This window comes from Streptomyces sp. KPB2, from assembly GCF_003950055.1.
Classification (GTDB): domain Bacteria; phylum Actinomycetota; class Actinomycetes; order Streptomycetales; family Streptomycetaceae; genus Streptomyces; species Streptomyces salinarius.
In genome coordinates this window covers 1140946-1157392 of the sequence record NZ_CP034353.1, presented here as the reverse complement: position 1 = coordinate 1157392, position 16447 = coordinate 1140946, and the positions used below count along the sequence as shown (strand labels likewise).

Genomic DNA, 16447 nt, shown 5'->3' with positions numbered 1-16447 from the left:
CGTCCACCTCGCCCCCTGCCTGCGAGTGGAACCGACAGTACGAATCCCAGAGCGCCGGTGCGGAACGACCCGCCTGTGCGCAGAGGAAACGGAGCGCAACATGACCGACCACAAGCCCAACCCGGGCCTTGGTTCCGACAACGGTCACACGACTCAGCCGACCACCGGACCGTACGGCGGCGGACGGCCGCCCTTCCCGCCGCCGATGCCACCGCACACCCCGCCCGTGCAGCCCAATTCCCGCAACCGGGCGTGGCTGAAGTACGGCGCTGTGGCCCTCGTCTCCCTGCTCGTCGGAGTCGGCATGGGCGCGAGCGGCGACACGGGCAGCGAGGCCGAGGCGGCCGCAGACGCGAAGGCCGGCCCCCGCCCGACGGCCACCGTCACGGAGACGGCACCGGCCGCCGAGGCCGAACCCGCGCCCACGGTGACCGAGACCGTGACGGAGACGGTGACCGCCAAGCCGAAGAAGACGAAGGAGCCGGGGCCGGCGACCACCTTCTCGGGAGACGGCGAGTACCTCGTTGGCGAGGACATCAAGGCCGGCACGTACAAGACGGCCGGGCCCCAGGACGAGTGGGGCTGCTACTGGGAGCGGGCCAAGGATGCCAGCGGCGAGTTCGGCTCGATCATCGCCAACAACAACCTTGAGGGCACCGGCCGGGTGACCCTCAACAAGGGCGAGTACTTCAAGACCAATAGGTGCCAGGAGTGGAAGCGGGTCGGCTGAAGGGGCCGTTGAGGGGGCGGGCCCGGCAACCCGCATTGTGACCCATTCGTGTACAACCACACCGACCTCGGCGGAGTCGAAGAAGCGGTGCCGTTCCCCGTACGGACGTGCACTCTGTACGCACGGCAAGGAGACGGCCGCCGATGATGCCAGTCGGACGCGAAGAGGACACCCGTAAGGTTCAGACGGCCGTGCTGGGCGGGCCCGACGGTCATCTTCCTCTCTTCCTTCCCTATGAGAAGCAAGCCGCGGATCAGCTACGACAGAAGCACGGCTCCAACGCCTTTTCCTGTGGGACCCTTCTCGGCGGATGCGGGAAGCTCCTGACCCTGCGGGCCTGCGACGACAAGAAGTCGCACTTCGCCCACCGTCCGCCAGTCCGGTGCACGCGTACCGCGCTCGGCGCAGACAGTGCGGATCACCTCTACATCGGTGAGGCCGTCGCCAAATGGCTGCGCAAACAGGGACAGTCGGCCGTCCAGGTGCAGTACGTCAAGCAGAAGGGCGCGCGGAGTGACGCGATAGAGATCCGCTTCGGGTCCAAGAAGAAGCGTCGCCTGATTCATGTGCAGATGGCCCGCCGATCCTTCACGGACTGGCAGGCCGACGGGAAGCGGCTGGGCGCGCCGGTCGGCAAGCCAACCACCATTCGCATGTACGGACCCGAGAGCCAACTCGCTCCCTTCGAGGTCGATGCCGCGGGATATGCCCTCCGCTTCAAGTGCGTGACCGAGAACGGCACCCGTGTCGTGTACGTCGGAACTCACCCACCCGGCCATCTGGTCGAGTGGACGACGCTCGACAAGTGCAAACTCGTGCATGCCGGGATCGTCACTCCGTGGGTGGAGGAGACGCCGTACGGGATTCGGCCGAAGGGGAGGGTCCCCGCCGTCGGCCAGGAGGGTCACACGGTTGGTGAGCGGAAGAGAGATGCCGTTCGGCCGCCGGAGATCGAGAGCCGTTCCGACGTCGAACCAGTGCTACCGCTCATGACGGGGTGCGTGGCCTTCACACGCGCGGCCTTTGTGTCCGAGGAGGGTCACCGCAGACTCTACGATGTGGACGCCCAGCCCATCGGGTCGACGAGGTTTCCCGCCCGGCTGTCCCTGCCCGCTTCGGCGACGGCTCCAAAAAGTCACCACGTGTACGTACTGACCGACAGAGCGGCTGTACTGAACGGACCTCGCACAGCCGATGCCGACTCACGATGGACGCTTCGCGCGGAAGGTTTCGTCCGCTTGTCGTCGGCAAAGGCGGCGGAATGGAAGTTGCTCCAGCCGGCCGCGCGCGAGGGGGACGCGAGCGCGACGATGACACGTGCCCCGCAGGAGAAGCCCGTAGGGTCCGCCGGTGCGGACACGAAGAAGCCGTCGAGCGCGCTTGCCCCCCTGCCCGCGCAGCATGTTCTCACGTCGGACGACCGCCTAGTCGTCGAACTCACCCGAGTCTTGGTGAAGACCGCCCGCGCGGGCACGAGCATCACCTGGCAGGACTTGCTCGGGCAGATCGGTGTCCGTTCGGAGGCCGTCAGTCCGGCGCGGCAGGTGCGACTACTCGCGGCTGTCGACGCGCCGCATGCCAAAGCAAACCGCCCCTTCCTCTCCAGCCTGATCACGTTCTCTCGGCAAGCACAGCCGAAGGATGCTCTACCTCCCTTCTTCCGACATGTGCTACTGGCCCTCGGACACCCCCACTGGACCGATGACGCACGCGCTGCCGACATCTGGAAAACCCACCGGGCGCGCATCCAACGAGCGCGTCGCGGCAGCACATCAGCGGCGGCACAGGGCGCGGCGCCCTCCGGGCTGAAGCCCGCGCAAACCGGGCAGGACCCGCTCGGGCGACTGCACACGGTTCTCCGTCACCTTGACGAAACGGGCGCAAGGCTTCCGGTATCGGATCTCGAGCAGGCTCTGAAGGAGGCCGACCGTCTGGCATCTTTGGTAGGGGACCCCTTCCTGACGGACCCTGTAAAGAGCCGCCTGGGACATTGGCGCACGGTCCTCCGTAGACGTCTCGAACAATCCGTCACGACCGATTCGGAGGCGCGTGAGCTGTTCGACCGGATGGCCGATGAATTCCGTGCGGCCAGGGACGCGGGGGACCTCGCGCTGGCGAAGCGCATCCGCAACGGGATGGGCCCCGTCTACGCTCTGCGCCTCTCACCGCAGGACCGTGAGGCGGTGACCGGGCTGATGAGAGAATTCAAACAGTGGGTGCTCGATCAAAAACCGAGATCTCCGGCCGACGTTTCCCTCCGATCCCTCCGAGTCCTGATTGATGATCTCGGAAAGCACAGGACCACACTGACCACAGCAGAACTCGAATCAGCTCTCGCGGAGGCAGACCGACTCCGCAGTGACATTCCCGGCCCGTTGCCGGAGGCACAGAAGAAGGCGTTGATCAGGTGGCGTGGGAACCTCCGACGCCGTCTGCGGGACGAGCGAGGACACACCGACTTCCGCCTCGGCAAGAGCGCGGTCGGGGCCGCCTCGGACGGAGGAGAGGAAGCTGCGCGGTTGGACAGGGCCGTCCTCGTGGCCCTCGCCGACCGGGTGCACACCCTCCTCCAGGACTCGGCACGCGCCGGAACGACCGTCACGTGGGGAGACCTGCGCCGTCGACTGGGTGGGGCGCTGCCCTTCCTCCACCCGGACGACCAGGGCGAAATCCTCATGGTGGTTGACCAGGACACCCCTGCGGACGAACCACTGCTGTCAGCACTCGTCGCCGGCTCGGATCTGTCACCGCACGGGCTGTACCGACACATCCGGTTCAGCCACGGCCGCGAGCGCGTACCGGACGAGTCCCTCGAGATGCATTGGCGTATGGAGGTGTTCGCGCTCTTCCAGCTTTGGCGTCATCGATAACCCGCGGGGCCGCGGGCCGACTGTGCTGCCGGGGGCGTGGACCAGCACTTCTCCTTAATGCGTACGATGTGCAAGTGCGCACCACCGACTACACCATCCGAACCGCCACCCCCGCCGACGTGGCCCCCGCCCGGGCCGTCATGCTCGACACCGTCTACCGGGACTTCCGTACCGGCTACGTCCCCCGCTGGCACGGTGATGTCATCGACCCGGCCGGGGCCTATCTGACCCCCGCCCGGCACGCGCTGCTCGTCGCCGTGGACGCGGGCGGTGAGGTTGTCGCCACCGGGGCTCTCGACTCGCGGGGGCCCGCGCACCCCCCGAACCCCGCGCACGTTGCCGAGCGGTATCCCTCCGGTGTGACCGCGCAGTTGCGGCGGGTGTATGTGCGGCCCGAGCATCGGCGGCGAGGGCTCGCGCGGCGGCTCGTCGACGAGTTGCTGGCGTTCGCCGCCCGTGATGGGGGATATCGGGCCGTGTATCTGCACACCGACCCCGCCGTTGAAGGGGCCGAGCCGTTCTGGCGGTCGTTGGCCAAGGTCGTGCACGACGAGCGGGAGGACGCGGGCGGTGGGCAGGGGATCGTGCACTTCGATGTTCCCCTGGTCGTCTCCCGTGTGGCCGGCTCGCGCGATTGAGTAGGCGTGAAAATCATTTCCATGTAGGGTCTCGGTGCGCCGCCGCACACCCGTCTGCCCGCCCCGCCTGAACCGATCGATCCGAGGACCATGCGCTCCCACCGCCGCCCCCGGCTGCTCGCCCCCCTCCTGCTCGCCCCGCTCATGGCCGGCTGCTTCGCCTCTGGTGGCGACGACTCCGCGTCCGGTGACGGTGGCGACGGCGACGGTGCCCGTCTCCGCGTCGCCCTCGCCTTCCCGCCCGCCGAGAACCTGTCCCCGTACGGCGCCGACGCCACTCTGCTCAGCCGGCTCGGGGTCACCGAAGGGCTCACCGCCCTCGACGCCAACGGCTCCGCCGCCCCCGCGCTCGCCGAGTCCTGGCGGCGGGACGGGGACAAGGCCTGGGAGTTCACCCTCCGCGACGCCACCTTCCAGGACGGGGGCGAAGTGACCCCCGCCGCCGTGGCCGAGTCCCTCACGCACGCCACCGACGCCAAGCCCGCGCCCGCCGCCCTCGCCGGTGTCACCCTCCATGCCGAGGCGAGCGGGGAACGGGTCGTACGCGTCACCACGGCCGAGCCCGACCCCGTGCTGCCGCTCCGGCTCTCCAGCCCCAGCCTCGCGATCCTGTCCAAGGACGCCTACGCGAAGGCCAGTCGGGTCGACCCCGTCGGCCACGCCACCGGCCCCTTCGAGCTGACCGAGGTCAACGGCGCCACCTCCGCCTCCCTCGACCGGTTCGACGACTACTGGGGCGGCCGTGCCCAGGCCTCCGGCATCGACGCACGCTTCATCGCCGACGGCACCGCACGCGCCAACGCCCTGCGGACCGGCGAACTCGACATCGCCGAGGCCGTTCCCGTCGCCCAGGCCGCCTCGCTCGACGAGAAGACCCGGCGCGACACCGCCACCACCCGGACCACCAGCCTGCTCCTCAACGCCTCGTCGGGGACCTTCGAAGACGCCGGGCTGCGGGCTGCCGCCCGCGCCGCCCTCGACACCTCCGTGTTCGCCAAGGACGTCTACGAGGGGTACGCCGATCCCGGTGCCGGAATCTACGGGCCCGCCGTCACCTGGGCGGAAGGGAAGCGGAGCGCGCCCGTCGGACGTGCGGCGGTCAAGAAGCCCGGCAGCGGTGACACCATCACCCTAGCCACCTACGACAACCGGCCCGAGCTGCCCGAGGTCGCCCAGGTCGTCAAGCAGCAGCTGGAGAAGGCCGGGTTCACCGTCAAGCTCACCGTGCGGGAGTACTCGCGGCTCGAAGGGGACGCGCTGGACGGGAAGTTCGACGCCTTCGTGCTGGCCCGGAACACCCTCCTCGACACCGGAGACCCCGTCGCCGTGCTCGCCAGCGACTACACCTGCGACGGCGGGTTCAACATCGCCCAGCTCTGCGACAAGGGCGTCGACCGTGCCGTCGCCGACGCCGAGAAGTTCGCCGACACCGCGAAGCGACAGGACGCCGCCATGGCCGCCGAGGCGCGCATCCTCGGCAGCGACGCCGTCGTACCGCTCGTGCACCAGCGGATCATCACCGGTGTCGCCGACTCCGTCCAGGGCGTCGTCCTCGACCCGTACGAGCGCACCCTCGTCGGCACCGGCACCCGGCGCTGAACCGTGTGGCAGCGGGTGGCAGGCGCGGGGTGGCGGACCCTCCTCGCCCTCGGGCTGGTGTGCGGAATCGGGCTGCTGCCCTGGCTGACCCACACCGACCCCGCGTACACCGTCCTCAAGGCGCGGTCCGCCGAACGTGAGCCCACGCCCGAGGTGCTCGCCGACATCCGGCAGCAGCTCGGGATCGACGGCGGGCCCCTGCACGTACTCGCCGGCTGGCTGGGCGGGCTCGTGCGCGGGGACGCCGGGCAGTCGTGGATCTCCGGCGCGGACGTCCTTCCCGAGGTGACACGGGCGCTCGGTGCCTCGTTGCTGCTCATGGGCGTCGCGCTGCTCGTCGCCGTTCTCACGGCCGGGGTCATCTGCCTCCGCACCCTGCGACTCGGGGCCCGGCGGCGGCTCGGCGGGCGGCGCGCCGGCGGGAGCGGGTCCGCCGTACTCGCCTCGCTGCCCGAGTTCCTCGTCGCCTCCGTGCTCGCCACCGTCGTCGGCGTGCAGCTGGGGTGGTTGCCCGCGCTGGGATGGTACGGGCCCCAGTGGACCGTGCTGCCCGCGCTCGCCCTGGGGCTCCCCGCGGGGGCCGTGCTGGGGCGGCTGCTCGACGATCTGCTGCCCGGCGCCTTCGGCGAACCGTGGGCGCTGGCCGCCGCGGCCCGGGGGCTGACCGGGAGGTCCATCGCCCGTCAGGCCGTACGGCGGTGCGTGCCCGCGCTGCTGCCGAACCTCGGGCTGTTCGTCGTCGGGCTGACCGGCGGAGCCGTCGCCGTCGAGCAGGTCTTCGACATCCCAGGGCTCGGGCGCACCACCCTCCAGGCCGCCCTCGCCCAGGACCTGCCCGTGCTCCAGGCCGGCACCCTCGCCCTCGTCCTCCTGGCCGCGCTCGCGACCGGCGCCACCCGCGTCGCCGCCCGGCTGCTGACCGGGCCCGCGCTGCGGGACGGCGCCCTGTCCTCGCTGCACCGGCCCGCACCGCCCGCCGGAAGGCTGTTGCCGCTCGTCTACGGTGCCCTGCTGGTCGCCGTCGTGGCGTTCGGGCTGGCCCGCGACCCGCTCGCCCTCGACACCGGGCAGCGACTGCGGGCACCCTCCCCCGAGCATCCCTTCGGCACCGACGCCCTCGGACGCGACCTGCTCGCCCGCGTCGGCCACGGGGCGCTGGACACGCTGCTCCTCGCCGCCGCCATCAGCGCGGCCGCCCTGCTCGTGGGCGTGCTGCTCGGGCTCGTGCCCCGCGTCTCCGCGCCGCTCGTCGACACCCTCAACGCCGTGCCGCCCGTGCTCGTCGCCCTCCTCGTCACCGCCGTCGCGGGCAGTGGTGCGGCCACGCCCGCGCTCGCCGTGGGAGCCGTCGCCTGGGCGCCGCTCGCCGCGCACACCTCCGCCCTGTTGCGGCAGGAGCGCGCCACCCTGCACATCACCGCCAGCAAGGGGCTGGGCGCGGGGCCGGTCCATCTGCTGCGGCACGAGCTGTTGCCCGCCGTGGTGCCGCCGGTCCTGCGGCACGCCCTGCTGCGGCTGCCCGGTGTCGCCCTCGCGCTCGCCTCACTCGGCTTCCTCGGCCTCGGCGCCCAGCCGCCGTCCCCCGAGTGGGGACTGCTCCTCGCCGAGAACCAGCCCTACGCCGAGCGCGCCCCCTGGGCCGTCCTCGCCCCCGCCGCCGTACTCGCCCTGCTCGGCGCGCTGGCCGTCAGCGTGGCGGGCGGGCTGCGCCGACCGGTCCGCCGACGCCCCTCACCGGTCGTCGACGGGGGCGACGGGGCCGAGCGCCGGTCCGTGACGGCGACGGAGAAGGAGCCGGCCGGAGTCCGATGACATGACCTCCGCATCCTCCGCATCCTCCGCATCCTCTTCATCTCCCTCGTCTCCCTCGTCTCCCTCGTCCCCCTCCTCGCCCTCCACCGAGCGGTCCGTGCCGGCGTCCCGACGCCGTCGCAGCGCACGGCTCACGGCGTTCACCACGATCTCCGCCCTCTCCCCGCTGCTTCGGCTGCTCGTCCTGACCCAACTCGCCTTCAACATCGGCTTCTTCGCCGTCCTGCCCTTCCTGTCCGAGCACCTGGGGCAGTCCGTCGGCATGGCGGGGTGGCTGGTCGGGTTCGTGCTCGGGCTGCGGACCTTCAGCCAGCAGGGGCTCTTCGTGGTCGGCGGTGCGCTCGCCGACCGGTACGGCATCCGGCCCGTCGTGCTCGCCGGGTGCGTCCTGCGGATCGCCGGGTTCGCCTGGCTCGGGTTCGCCGAGCAGACCTGGGCCGTCGTCGGTGCCGTACTGCTCATCGGGTTCGCCGCCGCCCTCTTCTCGCCCGCAGTCGAGTCCGAGGTGGCCCGGCAGGCGGTCGTGTGGGAGGAAGCAGGGGGTGGCGACCGGACCCGGGTGCTCGCGCTGTTCACCGTCGCCGGGCAGGCCGGTGCCTTCGTCGGGCCGCTGCTGGGTGCGCTGTTGCTCGCCGTCGACTTCCGTACGGCCTGCCTCGCCGGCGCCGGTGTCTTCGTGCTGGTCCTCGCCGGGCATGCCCGGCTGCTGCCGCAGCGCATCCCCGGGCGGGTCCAGGTCCGGGTCAAGGGCGGAGCGCGGCTGGTGCTGCGCAACCGGCGGTTCATCGCGCTGTGTTGTGCCTACGGTGCCTACCTGCTCGCCTACAACCAGCTCTACCTCGCCCTGCCCGCCGAGGTGGAGCGGGCGGCCGGTTCGCAGGCGCCGCTGGCCTGGCTGTTCGCCCTGTCGTCGCTGCTGGTGGTGACCGCGCAGCTGCCGGTGACCCGGTGGGCGGGGGAGCGGCTGGCGCGGCGCCGGTCGATGGTGGCCGGGCTGGTGCTGATCGCCGTCGGGTTCGCCGTCGTCGGCCTTGCCCGGCCCGCGGGGTGGACGGGGACGGGTGGGCTGGTGCCCGCCGCCGGGTTCGTCGTCCTGCTCACCCTCGGGCAGATGCTCGTCGCGCCCGTCGCCCGCGCCTGGGTCCCGGACCTCGCGGAGGAGGGGCGGCTCGGGCTGTACACGGGGGCGCTGTCCTCGGTCTCCGGGCTCGTCGTGCTGGCCGGCAGCTCCGCGACCGGGCTGCTGCTGGACGCCGGGTTGCCGGTCGCCGTGCCGTGGCTGGTGCTGGCGGCCGTACCGCTGGTGGCGGTGGGGGTGCTGCCCCGGGGGGCGCGGCCGGTTCCACCGGATTCCTCGACGCCGGCCGCCCCCTCCCCGCCCGTGCCGCCGTCCTCGTCGAGCTCTTCCTAGCCTCGTGGCGTCGTCGGCGTCTCCGTCGGGCTGTTGCCGACCTTCACGGGTCAGTACGGGTCAATACACCGGGGCGTCCACCGGACCGGCCGCTCACCGGGCTCACAGGGCGCACAGGGCGCACAGGGCCCAGCAGGCTCACCGGGCGACGAGCTCCGGCACCGTCCCGGCCGGGGCGGCAGGCACCCGGCTCCGCCGCCACAGCCACCGCACGTCCCGTCCGAACGACCACACCAGCAGGCCCAGCGCCACGGCCACCACTCCGGCGTTCGCGATGCGCGGCAGCAGGTCCGCGCCCGCCAGGAGCAGCAGTACGCCCTGCAACGCGGCCACCGTCTTGCGGGCCGTGCTCGGCGGCAGCGGAGCGGTCAGCCACGGCCACACCCGGGCCGCCGCCACGAACACGTACCGCATGCCGCCGATCAGCAGCACCCACGGGCCCAGGTCCATGGCGACGTACACACTGAGCACCAGGATCAGGAAGGCGTCGACCTCCATGTCGAAGCGCGCGCCGAGCGGTGTGGACGTGCCGGTGCGACGGGCGACCCTGCCGTCCACGCCGTCCAGGATCAGGGCCACGGCCGTCAGTCCGACGAGCAGGGAGACCGGCGGCGCACTGCGGAAGGAGTCCGCGACCAGGGCGGTGACCCCGCCGACGAGAGCGGCCCGGCCGAGGGTGACCCGGTTGGCCGGACCGAACGACGGCAGGCGGGAGCGGTGCAGGGCCCGGGAGAGCACGGCCCAGCTCGCGAACGCGAACGCGAGGCCGGTCAGCCAGCCCGCCGTGCCCATGCCGATCGCGGTGCCGAGCAGCACCAGCAGCAGGAGCATCGCGCCCGCGCCCACCGCGGTCTCCTGCTGAACGGGCCTCGCGTCGTAGGCGTCGTACGGGTCGTACGTGTTGTTCAGGGCCACCGAACACCCTCCGGCCGTGTGACAGAGTCGATCAACGCCGCTACCTTGTGCGCGGCTTGTGCATCCCTCGGTACGTGAGTGGCTTCCCGATCGTTCAGGAGGACTTTCCATGACCCGCACGGCACGTTCGTTCTGGCTCGAAGCGCCCGGCCGGGGTGCCCTCCGCGAGGTGACGCTGCCGGTACCGGGCCCGGACGACGTGCTCGTGCGTACGCTCTTCAGCGGAGTGAGCCGGGGCACCGAGACCCTCGTCTTCGGCGGCCGGGTGCCCGAGAACCAGTACGCGGCGATGCGCGCGCCGTTCCAGGAGGGCGACTTCCCCGGGCCGGTGAAGTACGGCTACCTCAACGTCGGTGTGGTGGAGGAGGGCCCGGAGCGTCTTGCCGGGCGCACCGTGTTCTGTCTCCACCCGCACCAGACCCGGTACGTCGTCCCGGCCGCCGCAGTCACCCCGGTGCCGCCCTCCGTCCCCGCCGGGCGGGCCGTGCTCGCCGGCACCGTCGAGACCGCCGTCAACGCGCTGTGGGACGCGGCACCGCTGGTCGGCGACCGGATCACCGTGGTCGGCGGCGGGATGATCGGCTGCTCGGTGGCCGCCCTGCTGGCCCGCTTCCCGGGCGTCCGGGTCGAGTTGGTCGACGCCGATCCCGGCCGGGCGGAGGTCGCCGCCGCGCTCGGTGTCGGCTTCGCGTCCCCCGCCGACGCCCTCGGCGACCGCGATCTCGTCGTGCACGCCAGCGCGACGGAGGCCGGGCTCGCACGGTCGCTGGAGCTGCTGCGGACCGAGGGCACCGTCGTCGAACTGAGCTGGTACGGCGACCGGCGCGTCGCCCTGCCCCTCGGCGAGGCCTTCCACTCCCGCCGACTGACCCTGCGCGGCAGCCAGGTCGGCACCGTCTCCCCGGCCCGCGCCGCCAGCCGCACCTACGCCGACCGGCTGGCCCTCGCCCTCGACCTGCTCGCCGACCCGGCGCTGGACACGCTCGTCACCGGCGAGTCCGCGTTCGCCGAACTGCCCGAGCTGATGCCCCGGTTGGCCTCCGGCGAGATCCCCGCACTGTGCCACCGGATCCGGTACGACGGGGAGGACACCGAGGCGGACGCCCGCGGCGGCGCCTGACCTTGAGAAAAGACGTACGACGCACTGAACAGGGGAAGGCACTCGGCCGTAATAGACGGCACCCCGCGCAGCGACAGGCGGGGGACCAGACGTGCCACACCTGGAGGGTCGTCCGTTGTTCAGCATCACCGTCCGCGATCACATCATGATCGCCCACAGCTTCCGCGGCGACGTCTTCGGGCCCGCGCAGCGCCTGCACGGAGCGACGTTCCTGGTGGACGCCACCTTCCGGCGCGAGCAGCTGGACGAGGACAACATCGTCGTCGACATCGGACTGGCCACCCAGGAGCTGGGCGCCGTCGTCAGCGAGCTGAACTACCGCAACCTCGACAACGAACCGGACTTCGCCGGCGTCAACACCTCGACCGAGTTCCTCGCCAAGGTCATCGCCGACCGGCTGGCCGAGCGCGTGCACAAGGGCGCGCTCGGCGAGGGCGCCAGGGGCCTGGCCGGCCTCACCGTCACCCTGCACGAGTCGCACGTCGCCTGGGCGAGTTACGAGCGTGCGCTGTGACCGACACGTCCACCGAACCGGTGATTCCCACGACGACGGCGCGCTCCCGTCTCGCCTACGTGCCCGCACAGACGCCGGCCGCCCCGAGGAACGGCGGAATCGTCCCCATGTCCCTGCGCTCCGTGCACTTCGTCATGCCGGGCGGCGTCGACGACCCGGCCGCCCCCAGCGGCGGCAACGCCTACGACCGCCGCGTGCGGCTGGACCTGCCCGGCTTCGGCTGGCGGGTGCGCGGGCTGCCCGTCGACGGGGCCTGGCCCCGGCCGGACGACGCCGCCCGCGCCGAACTCGCCCGTCTCCTGCGCCGGTTGCCGGACGGTGCCGTGGTCCTCCTCGACGGACTGGTCGCCTGCGGGGTGCCCGAGGTCGTCGTCCCGGAGGCGGAGCGGCTGCGCATGGCCGTGCTGGTCCACCTCCCGCTCGGCGACGAGACCGGCCTCGACCCCGCCGTCGCCGCCGACCTCGACGCGCGCGAGCGTGCGGTGCTGCGTGCCGTACCGGCGGTCGTCGCCACCAGCGACTGGGCCGTGCGCCGGCTGGTCGCCCACCACGGGCTCGACCCGGCCCGCGTCCACGTCGCCGCGCCCGGCGCCGACATCTCGCCCCTCGCGCCCGGCACCGACGGCGTCTCCCGGCTGGTGTGCGTCGCCGCCGTCACCCCGCGCAAGGGCCAGCACCGGCTCGTGGAGGCGCTGGCGGCGGTCGCCGACCTGCCGTGGAGCTGCGTGTGCGTCGGCGGGCTCGGGCACGACCCGCAGTACGTCGGGCAGTTGCGGTCGCTGATCGCGCGGCACGGTCTGGAGGAGCGGCTGGTACTCGCGGGGCCGAGGTCGGGCACGGAACTCGACGCCACCTACGCCACCGCCGACCTCATGGTCCTCACCTCGTACGCCGAGACGTACGGCATGGCGGTGACCGAGGCACTCGCGCGCGGCATCCCCGTACTGGCCACGGACGTCGGCGGCCTCCCGGAGGCGGTGGGGCGGGCGCCCGACGGCGGGGTGCCCGGCATCCTCGTTCCGCCGGAGGATCCCGTCGCGCTCGCCGCCGAACTGCGCGGCTGGTTCGGCGAGGCGGACGTACGGCGCCGGCTCAAGGCGGCGGCGAGAGGCCGTCGCGCGGCCCTGAACGGCTGGGCGGCCACCGCGCGGAGCCTTGCCGCCGTACTGCACCGACTGCCGGACGAACCGAGGGAGGCGGCATGAGGAAGACGACGGCACCGGTCGCGGGAGCCATTCCGGCCCAGCCCGGGCCTCAGGACGCCGCCGAGTCGAGGAACGGCGTGATCCCCGGCGCCGGACCGACCGGCGAAGGGCTCACGCCGCGCCCGAGGCCACGTCCGACGCCGCGCCCGGCGTCAGGACCGACGGAGCCGTCCGCGGGGCGACCGCGGGAACAGCATCCGGACCTGCCCACGGGGCCCGCCGCGGCCACCGGGCGGCCGGAAGCCCGGGGCGCAGGCCAGGCCGCCGAGCACACCGACCCGGTCGGCACGCGGGGCGGGGACGGTTCGGGCGGGCCGGGCGGAGGGATCGCCGAGCCAGGCACCGAGCGACTCGTCGACGGCCCGGACCACCCCGCCGCCGAGCGAGCCACCCTCCGCCTGCGCGGCCGTGCCCCGGCCGACCCCGGGCGCCCCGACGTCCCGTCGCGCCACGCGCCCGAGCGGGTGCGACTCCGCGAGTCCGCCGACCCGGTGGGCACGCGGGGCGGGGACGGTTCGGGCGGGCCGGGCGGAGGGATCGCCGGGCGCGGTCCTGCCGGCCGAGCCGGAGCAGTCGACGAGGACCCCACCGCGCAGGCCGCCCGGACTGGCACCGTATGTCCCACCGACGGCCACGACGGCCCCAGCCCGTCCGCTGTCGAGCGAGCCACCCTCCGTCTCCGCGAAGCCGTCCCGACCGAAGCCGTCCCGGTCGACGCCGACCCGGGCGGCCCAGGGCGCCCCGGCGGCCCGCCGCGATACGCGCCCGCGTGGCTGCGGCTCCGTGAGCCCGCCGATGCCGCCGCGCGGGCGCACGATCTGCTCGATCCGCTCCGCATCCGGCTCGCCAACCTGCCGAGCCGGGCGGACGGGCTGGTCGTGCACGACCTGGGCTGCGGCACCGGTTCGATGGGACGCTGGCTCGCCCCGCTCCTCGACGGTGCCCAGCACTGGGTGCTCCACGACCGAGACCCCTACCTCCTGCACTTCGCCGCCGTCGGCGCCCCGCGTTCGGCGGCGGACGGGAGCCGTGTCACCGTCGAGACCCGGCGCGGTGATCTCGCCCGTCTCACGCCGGACGCGCTGGCCGGCGCCGGACTGGTCACGGCGTCCGCGCTGCTGGACGTGCTCACCGCCGAGGAGGTGGGCACCCTCGCCGCCGCCTGCGCCGCCGCCGGCTGCCCGGCCCTGCTGACGCTCTCCGTCGCCGGACGGGTCGAACTCGCCCCCGCCCACCCCTTGGACGCCGAGATCACCGAGGCGTTCAACGACCACCAGCGGCGCACCGGCCTGCTCGGTCCCGACGCGGTGACCTCGGCGGCGGAGGCCTTCGCCGCGCACGGTGCCACCGTACGGGCGCACCCCAGCCCCTGGCGGCTGGGACCGGGCGAGGCCGCGCTCGCCGAGCAGTGGCTGCGGGGCTGGGTCGGCGCGGCCGTGGAACAGCGACCCGAACTGCGCGAGCCGGCCGGCCGGTACCTGGAGGAGCGCCTCGCCGCCTGCGCGGCGGGGGAGTTGCGCGTCGTCGTCCATCACACCGACCTACTGGCGCTGTGCCGGCCGACGGGCGGGTCCTCGTGAGCACACCGACGACGGTGGCGGCGGACGCCGGCCCCGTGCCGACGGCCGCGCGCCGGGACACCACGACGACCGGCGGCAACGGCGACGCACCTCCCCGGCGCCGGGCCCTGCGCTCTCACCTGCGCACCCACCTGGGGACTCTCGCCGGCGTCGCCATCCTCGGCGTACTCCTGTGGCGGACCGGGGCCGGTCCCCTCCTGGGCGGGCTGCGCGGGATCGACGCGCCCACGCTCCTGGCGGCGCTCGGCATCGGGCTCGTCACCACCGTGTGCAGCGCCTGGCGTTGGGCCCTGGTGGCCCGCGGGCTGCGCATCCGGCTGCCGCTCGTCCCGGCCGTTGCCGACTACTACCGCGCGCTGTTCCTCAACGCCGCCCTCCCCGGCGGCGTCCTCGGCGACGTGCACCGCGCGGTGCGGCACGGGCGCAGCACCGGAGACCTGGGGCGCGGAGTGCGGTCCGTCGTCCTCGAACGCGTCGCCGGACAGATCGCGTTGACCCTCCTCGCGGTCGTGGTGCTGCTCACCATGCCGTCCCCGGTGCGGGCCGGCGCCCGGCACACGGCGCCGCTCGTGGGGATGGCCCTGGTCGGGGCGCTCGCCGTCCTCCTCGCCCTGCGCATGAACCGGGTGCCCTCGGGGCCCACTCGCAAGGGGCGGGCCCCGCGGGCGATGCTCGCCGAAGCGCGTGAAGCGCTGCTGTCCCGGCGGAACCTGCCGCGGGTCGCGCTGTCGTCGGCCGTCGTCCTGGCCGGCTACCTGGCGATGTTCCTGCTCGCCGCGCGGGCGGCCGGCAGCGCCGCCTCCGCCTCCGTACTGACCCCACTGGCCGTGCTCGCGCTGCTCGCCATGACGCTGCCGCTGAACGTCGGCGGCTGGGGCCCTCGGGAGGGCGTCACCGCCTGGGCGTTCGGCGCGGCCGGGCTCGGCGCCGGCACCGGGCTGGGCGTGGCCGCCGTGTACGGGGTGCTCAGCCTGGTGGCGAGCCTGCCCGGCGCCGTCGTGCTCGTCGCGCGCTGGTACGGCGGGACGCGTACCGGGCCGGCAGCCGCAGCCACGGCCGCAGGTACGGCCGCAGGTACGGCGGACGGGACAACCGCCCGCCCAGCCGACGCGACAATCGCACGCTCGGCCGACGGGGCAACCGCCCGCCCGGCGACGCCCCCGCCCATCCCGCCGACGACGCCCTCGCCCCCCGCGCCGCGCCGGACGGCCTCCCGCCGAGGCACGCTCCGGACCCCGACGGGCCCTACCCGCGCTCGCCCCCCTGCCGGGGCACGTCCGCCGCCGTCAGGACCGAGAAATACGCCCCGAAGGAATCCGCCAGACTCGCCAGCAGTTCCTTCCCCTTTTCCGCCGAACCCAGCGACGGCCGCCCGATGACACCGGAATCGGTATAGGCGGACATACCGAGGGAGAGCAGATGACGCCGGTCGTCCGCGACGAAATCGGCGGCCTCGTAACCGGGCCGGACCAATTCGGGATGTGTGTGCAGAAGAATGGAGGTCTCGATTTCTCCCGCGTGCATGTCGGTGAGCAGCGAGGTGGTCACCCCCGCCCGCTCCCGCGCCTCCTCCCAGTCCTCCGCGGCCGGGAACAGCGCCATCCGCTCGCCGCGCGCGGTGGCCTCCTGGACGACGTTGCCCAGGACGTAATTGCCACCGTGGCCGTTCACCACCACCAGGGCGTCGACACCCGAGCGGCGCAGCGAGTCGGCCGTGTCGCGCACCACGGCGTGCAGGGTCGTCGAGGAGATGCTGACCGTGCCCGGCCAGTCCGCGTGCTCGTGCGAGCAGCCGATCGTCACCGGCGGGAGCGGGTGCACCGGGTACGCGGCGGCGATCTCGCGGACGATGGCGCACGCGACGAGCGTGTCCGTCGCCAGCGGGAGGTACGGCCCGTGCTGCTCGTAACTCCCCACCGGCAGCACCGCCACCTGACGCGGCGCTCGGGCGCCCCGCCCGCGCACGTCCTCGGTCGTGTCCGCCGGCACCAGTGAGACATCCATTTCCGCACGGCCTTTCGTCTCGGTCGACAAAAACTGTTGAGCCATTAGA

General features: G+C 73.2%; 11 protein-coding genes and 2 pseudogenes. 11 read left to right on the top strand and 2 right to left on the bottom strand.

The window, feature by feature from the left end; translation table 11 throughout:
- The first annotated feature begins 100 nt into the window (after positions 1–100).
- The 6 genes from D1J63_RS05100 (at position 101) to D1J63_RS05075 (ending at position 9060) form a co-directional block, all read left to right on the top strand.
- The gene (locus tag D1J63_RS05100; RefSeq protein ID WP_241235512.1) at positions 101–730 is read left to right on the top strand and encodes a hypothetical protein; all 630 of its coding nucleotides are present in this window, start codon (positions 101–103) and stop codon (positions 728–730) included.
- Between the two features lie 143 nt (positions 731–873).
- Positions 874–3600 carry a hypothetical protein gene (locus D1J63_RS05095; RefSeq protein ID WP_125627911.1) on the top strand — a complete coding sequence of 909 codons (2727 nt, stop codon included), beginning with the start codon at positions 874–876 and terminating at the stop codon, positions 3598–3600.
- Between the two features lie 74 nt (positions 3601–3674).
- Complete coding sequence (locus D1J63_RS05090) at positions 3675–4238, top strand: GNAT family N-acetyltransferase (protein WP_125627910.1); 564 nt, start codon at positions 3675–3677, stop codon at positions 4236–4238.
- Between the two features lie 90 nt (positions 4239–4328).
- Complete coding sequence (locus D1J63_RS05085) at positions 4329–5837, top strand: ABC transporter substrate-binding protein (protein ID WP_125627909.1); 1509 nt, start codon at positions 4329–4331, stop codon at positions 5835–5837.
- Positions 5838–5852: 15 nt separating this feature from the next.
- Positions 5853–7649: an ABC transporter permease subunit gene (locus D1J63_RS05080; RefSeq protein WP_241235511.1), complete on the top strand. Its 1797-nt coding sequence runs from the start codon at positions 5853–5855 to the stop codon at positions 7647–7649.
- A gap of 148 nt (positions 7650–7797) precedes the next feature.
- The gene (locus D1J63_RS05075; protein ID WP_241235681.1) at positions 7798–9060 is read left to right on the top strand and encodes an MFS transporter; all 1263 of its coding nucleotides are present in this window, start codon (positions 7798–7800) and stop codon (positions 9058–9060) included.
- Between the two features lie 138 nt (positions 9061–9198).
- Here D1J63_RS05075 and D1J63_RS05070 read toward each other — a convergent pair whose 3' ends face one another.
- Positions 9199–9975, bottom strand: a complete 777-nt coding sequence (locus D1J63_RS05070; RefSeq protein ID WP_125627907.1) for a CDP-alcohol phosphatidyltransferase family protein — start codon at positions 9973–9975, stop codon at positions 9199–9201.
- A 109-nt stretch (positions 9976–10084) separates the two neighbouring features.
- On the opposite strand from D1J63_RS05070, the gene D1J63_RS36650 reads away from it, so the two are divergent.
- The 5 genes and pseudogenes from D1J63_RS36650 to D1J63_RS05040 all read left to right on the top strand — a co-directional run.
- Positions 10085–11095: a zinc-binding alcohol dehydrogenase gene (locus D1J63_RS36650; protein WP_164712722.1), complete on the top strand. Its 1011-nt coding sequence runs from the start codon at positions 10085–10087 to the stop codon at positions 11093–11095.
- Positions 11096–11210: 115 nt separating this feature from the next.
- Positions 11211–11609, top strand: coding sequence for a 6-carboxytetrahydropterin synthase (locus tag D1J63_RS05055; RefSeq protein ID WP_125627905.1), 399 nt, complete (start codon positions 11211–11213; stop codon positions 11607–11609).
- Positions 11606–12814, top strand: a complete 1209-nt coding sequence (locus tag D1J63_RS05050; protein ID WP_241235510.1) for a glycosyltransferase family 4 protein — start codon at positions 11606–11608, stop codon at positions 12812–12814. Before D1J63_RS05055 ends, D1J63_RS05050 begins: the two co-directional genes overlap by 4 nt.
- 749 nt (positions 12815–13563) lie before the next feature.
- Positions 13564–14394, top strand: a pseudogene (locus D1J63_RS05045) (class I SAM-dependent methyltransferase); the annotation flags it as partial.
- A pseudogene (locus tag D1J63_RS05040) lies at positions 14391–15425 on the top strand (lysylphosphatidylglycerol synthase transmembrane domain-containing protein); the annotation flags it as partial. The pseudogenes D1J63_RS05045 and D1J63_RS05040, both read left to right, overlap by 4 nt.
- Positions 15426–15639: 214 nt before the next feature.
- On the opposite strand, the gene D1J63_RS05035 reads toward D1J63_RS05040, so the two are convergent.
- Positions 15640–16398, bottom strand: a complete 759-nt coding sequence (locus D1J63_RS05035) for a creatininase family protein (RefSeq protein WP_164713152.1) — start codon at positions 16396–16398, stop codon at positions 15640–15642.
- Between the last annotated feature and the right edge of the window lie 49 nt (positions 16399–16447).